Origin of the sequence: Moorena sp. SIO1F2, from assembly GCF_010672755.1 — a bacterium.
GTDB lineage: Bacteria > Cyanobacteriota > Cyanobacteriia > Cyanobacteriales > Coleofasciculaceae > Moorena.
In genome coordinates this window covers 1-5151 of the sequence record NZ_JAAHFV010000420.1, presented here as the reverse complement: position 1 = coordinate 5151, position 5151 = coordinate 1, and the positions used below count along the sequence as shown (strand labels likewise).

The window sequence follows — 5151 nt, the reverse complement described above, 5'->3', positions numbered from 1 at the left end:
TGGGAGTAGGGAGTAGGGAGTAGGGAGTAGGGAGTAGGGAGTAGGGAGTAGGGAGTCGGGAGTCGGGAGTAGAATAGTTGGCTTTTAACCTAAGCTATTGATTATTGCCAATTAAGGTTAAGGTTATCGAATTTTCCTTGTTACATCATCTGCTGCCAATGGCTATATGATCAACGATACCCAGCTTGGTACAATGTCAGACTTGATTGACTTAATTAGTTTGCCATTGTGGCAGTACAGTTGACTAGGGATTGATTACTCAATTAGGAAAAGCGATCGCGTAGCGTGGCCTACGGCCAATCGCATTTACCTGTTCGTCTTCTGATTTCCCTACTCCCTACTCCCTACTCCCTACTCCCTACTCCCTAATGCGATCGCGTAACGTGACCTACGGTCAATCGCATTTACCTGTTCGTCTTCTGATTTCCCTACTCCCTACTCCCTACTCCCTACTCCCTACTCCCTAATGCGATCGCATAATTTGTTTCTGTGGGAGTTTGACACACTATCCATTAATTAGCTAAAAAGGAGTGTCGCCCTACCGCCTCTAGGGTGGCATTAGCTGGCAGATGTAATTACTCAGAGGAAAAAGTTACCATGCCGATCACACCGACTTATCCAGGTGTTTACATCGAAGAAATTCCCAGTGGAGTCCGGACAATCACTGGAATTGCCACTTCGATTACGGCGTTCATAGGTCGTGCTCTTAGAGGACCTGTGGATGAAGCTGTGCTAATTAACAGCTACGGAGATTTTGAGCGTAGGTTTGGTGGATTGTGGGTAGATAGTACCCTCGGTTTCGCTGTACGGGATTTCTACCTCAATGGCGGTAGCCAAGCGGTGATTGTGCGCCTTTACCAACCAGATGCTGACCCGGCCAAATCACTAGCAACTTTGACCCTAGGTAGTGCTCCCAATACTCTGACCCTAGAAGCTGCCTCCGAAGGTGCCTGGGGGAATAATTTACGAGCCAGGATTGACCATGACTTGGCGGTGAGTGACGCACAGGCAATAAGCGAAAAATTGTTTAATCTATCGGTTCAGGATACCAGCACCGGTGAGATTGAAACATTCCGCAACGTTTCGGTGATGCCTGGACATGCTCGCCAAGTGGATAACGTTCTGAAAAACCAATCTAAGTTGGTGCGGGTATCTGGTGCTCTGCCAACGGATCGACCGGATGATAGTGATGCTGCCCTCAATCAAGCTATTGCCACGGGAAGCGCCCCAGGGGCAACTGATGCTGAGAAACAGGCACAAGCAACTGCTGAAGCAGAATTGAAAAAGGACCCCTTCGAGAGTGCTCAGCGGTCAACTGGGGTAGCTGATGCTGACAAAGCAACGGATGGTCAGGCTCTGACGGAGGCTAACTTTACTGGCTCAGGCACTGAAGCCAACAAAACAGGATTGTATGCCCTTGAACAAGCAGACCTGTTTAGCTTGCTTTGCATCCCTCCCTACAACAGCACTAATGATGTGGATGCCAGCTTGATTGATGCAGCGATCGCTTATTGTCAAAAACGACGGGCGATGCTGTTGATTGATCCTCCTAGCACTTGGACTGATAAGGATAAAGCCAAAACTGGGATTAAATCAGAGGTAGGCAGTACCAGTGAAAATGCAGCCATTTTCTTCCCACGTCTGAAACAGGCGAACCCCCTTAAAGATAATCAAGTGGAAGAGTTTGTGCCCTGTGGCACCGTGGCCGGGGTCTTTTCTCGTACAGATGGTGACCGAGGGATTTGGAAAGCACCGGCTGGTTTGGAAGCAACCCTAGTGGGAGTGCCACAGTTGAGTGTTTCCCTAACTGATGCGGAAAATGGTGAGTTGAACCAGCTTGGGATTAACTGTTTGCGCACAATGCCAGCAGCAGGTCGGGTAATCTGGGGCTCACGGACACGGGTTGGTGATGACCGTCTGGCTTCGGAGTGGAAGTATATCCCCGTGCGCAGGCTAGCCCTTTACCTACAAGAAAGCCTTTACCGTGGTACCCAATGGGTAGTATTTGAACCGAACGATGAACCCCTTTGGTCTCAGATTCGACTAAATCTAGGCGCGTTTATGAACAATCTATTTCGTCAGGGAGCCTTCCAAGGTAAGTCCCCTGCGGAAGCCTATTTCGTCAAATGTGATAAGGAAACTACTACCCAGGATGATATCAATCTGGGAATTGTGAATATCATGGTGGGTTTTGCTCCCTTGAAACCAGCGGAATTTGTAATTATTAAGTTCCAGCAGCTAGCTGGACAAAGTGGTGCCTAATACCAAATTGTGATCAAAAGACGGGGAGATCAGGAGATTTATAGGCTCTGCTCTGGACATCTCCGAAGACATCCCTGGAATTAATTGATTTAAGACAGTTAATACAAAGTATAAAAGCAATTTGGGATAAGCATAATTAGGAGGAAATATGGCTCAATTTAGTGTTAATGCCCAGCGTTTTGACCCCTATAAAACCTTCAAATTCCGGGTCAAGTGGGATGGCAGATATGTAGCTGGTGTCAGCAGAGTAGGTGCTCTCAGACGCAGCACTGAAGTGATTCAACACCGTGAGGGTGGTGACCCCAGTAGCCAACGCATGTCACCAGGACAAACTAATTATGAAGCGATTACCCTAGAACGTGGTGTTACCCACGACCCAGAGTTTGAGAAATGGGCCAACAAGGTTTGGAACTACGGCTCTGGCTTAGGTGCTGAAGTCTCTCTGAAGGACTTTCGCAAAGACATTATCATCGAATTGATGAATGAGGCAGGACAAGTAGCGATCGCATACAAAGTTTATCGTTGCTGGGTCTCAGAATATGAGGCACTGCCTGACCTAGATGCTAACGACAATGCCGTAGCCATTCAAAACATTACCCTGCAAAATGAGGGTTGGGAACGTGACTATGAAGTGACTGAGCCAGAAGAGCCTACTTTCACTGAACCTAGCTAATCTTAAAGGTTAGCTGATTGTTCGCCTTTGGCGTTTTTTTTATTTAACTAGTACTGCTGTGCGGAATTCAAAATTCAAAATTCAAAGTTCAAAATTATTACATGTTTAATATATAACAGTTTTGCTCGTTTTGAATGGTATATTGATTTCCGCTATGCTGTACTATAATAGTAACTATAAACTACGTCAGTATCAAAAATTCTTAATTCTTAATTCTTAATTCTTAATTCTTAATTCTTAATTCTTAATTCAACTTGGTGGTGCGTTACGGTGCGGGCTATCCCAATACTGGCCCTCGGGGTTAAACATCAGGGCGAGCCCGCCCCTAACGCACCCTACGCACTAAATTCTAAATTCTAAATTCTTAATTCTAAATTCTTAATTCAAAATTATTAATTCTATGCGATCGCTATCCGCCGATAAAATTATAAAATGTTGGGAAATTGGACAAGTTCAGCATCCTCTAGACCGGGCGCTGACCTTGCTAAGATTTGCTTTTCCCGACAAGTCGGCGGTTGAGCTAGCTTCCCTTAGTATTGGACAACGGGATGGATATCTGTTGAGTTTAAGGGAAATTACCTTTGGACCGAAACTCAATAGTTTTGCTGAGTGTCCCAATTGTCGTGAGCGTCTGGAATTCACGATGAATGTAGGAGATATGCGCTTGGTTGACCCTTTTGAATCAAAGCAACAAGAGTATCAAACTACAGTGAATGGGTATAGGTTACAATTTCGTTTGCCCAACAGTTGGGACTTAGCAACGATTGTAAACTATACCGATGAGACTACTGCCTCGAAATTTCTGGGAAAGCGCTGTCTGCTAGAGGCTAGCTATGATGGGATGAGGGTTGCCTATGAGGATTTGCCTAGGTCAGTAGTGACTCAACTGGCAGAGCAAATAGCTGAATGTGACCCCCAGGGGGAAATGTTGTTAAACCTCAATTGTCCTGCTTGTGGTCACGGCTGGCAGGTTTTGTTTGATATCGTTTCCTTTTTCTGGATCGAACTTAGTGCTCAGGCCAAGCGCTTACTCAGACAGGTGCATCGACTGGCTCGTTTCTATGGGTGGCGAGAGGCAGATATCCTATCTATGAGTACAGTACGACGACAGTTTTATTTGGACTTGATTGACTAATGGCTGACTTTCTTACTGGCCTGGCTAGGCGTACTTTAGGGTTAACTCCAGTGGTGCAACCGATGATTGCTTCGGTGTTTGCCAACAATGCTAACAATTTAATGATGGCTGCTGACTATTCTTCAGTTTGGGAACAGGAATCTGAATCACTAAGGGAACAGGCAACAGGGAACAGGGAAGGGGAACAGGCAATAGGCAATAGGGAAGTTTCACTGTTGGAGTCATCGGCAGAGTTAGTTGAACAGAGTCTGCCAGAGGGGCAAGCTAATTTAGAAGCATCCTATCCTCAACAGCAAGACCAGCTAAGGGAAATACCTTTGGCTGAGGATGAGCAACCGATAAATAAGATAACTAACCAGATAAGTAATCATCTCACTAGCCCTAACTACTCCGAATCCTTGCTATCATCAGGGATTAATCTTAACTATACCGATAGCAGCACTGACAATAAAATAAGTGATAATCCAACTAGGGATAATTATCAGCAATCGAAGCTATCATCAGAGATTACTCCTAACTATACCGATAGCAGCAGCAGCAATAAGATAAGTGATAATCCCATTAGCCCTAATTACCAGCAATCTTTGATAGCACCAATTGCTGAATCAATCGATAGCAGCACTAACGATAAGATAAATAATCATCCAGATAGCGCTAACTACCAACAATCTTTGCTATCACCAGAGATTACTCCTAACTATACCGATAGCAGTAGCAACAAGATAAGTGATAATCCCATTAGCCCTAATTACCAACAATCTTTGATAGCATCAGGGATTGCTCCTAACTATACCGAGAGCAGCACTAACGATAAGATAAATAATCATCCAGATAGCGCTAACTACCAACAATCTTTGCTATCACCAGAGATTACTCCTAACTATACCGAGAGCAGCAGCAACAAGATAAGTGCTCATCCCACTAGCCCTAACTACCAACAATCATCGATATCATCAGGGATTGCTCCTAACTATACCGAGAGCAGCACTAACAATAAGATAAGTGATAATCCCACTAGCCCTAACTACCAACAATCATCGATATCACCAGAGATTACTCCTAACTATACCGATAGCAGCAA

General features: G+C 45.0%; 4 protein-coding genes. All 4 read left to right on the top strand.

Annotated features, from left to right (window positions below):
* Positions 1–597 precede the first annotated feature (597 nt).
* Positions 598–2262: a phage tail sheath C-terminal domain-containing protein gene (locus F6J94_RS29855; RefSeq protein WP_293046949.1), complete on the top strand. Its 1665-nt coding sequence runs from the start codon at positions 598–600 to the stop codon at positions 2260–2262.
* Between the two features lie 148 nt (positions 2263–2410).
* Complete coding sequence (locus F6J94_RS29850; RefSeq protein WP_293021502.1) at positions 2411–2935, top strand: phage tail protein; 525 nt, start codon at positions 2411–2413, stop codon at positions 2933–2935.
* Between the two features lie 400 nt (positions 2936–3335).
* Positions 3336–4070: a phage baseplate protein gene (locus F6J94_RS29845; protein ID WP_293021504.1), complete on the top strand. Its 735-nt coding sequence runs from the start codon at positions 3336–3338 to the stop codon at positions 4068–4070.
* On the top strand, positions 4070–5151 hold a 1082-nt coding region (locus F6J94_RS29840; RefSeq protein WP_293046946.1), incomplete at its 3' end, for a hypothetical protein. The genes F6J94_RS29845 and F6J94_RS29840, both read left to right, overlap by 1 nt.

What these genes read in the sequence shown, in the direction of transcription:
- F6J94_RS29855 (WP_293046949.1), top strand. Translation starts at nt 598, where the DNA reads ATGCCGATCACACCGACTTATCCAGGTGTTTACATCGAAGAAATTCCC.
- F6J94_RS29850 (WP_293021502.1), top strand. Translation starts at nt 2,411, where the DNA reads ATGGCTCAATTTAGTGTTAATGCCCAGCGTTTTGACCCCTATAAAACC.
- F6J94_RS29845 (WP_293021504.1), top strand. Translation starts at nt 3,336, where the DNA reads ATGCGATCGCTATCCGCCGATAAAATTATAAAATGTTGGGAAATTGGA.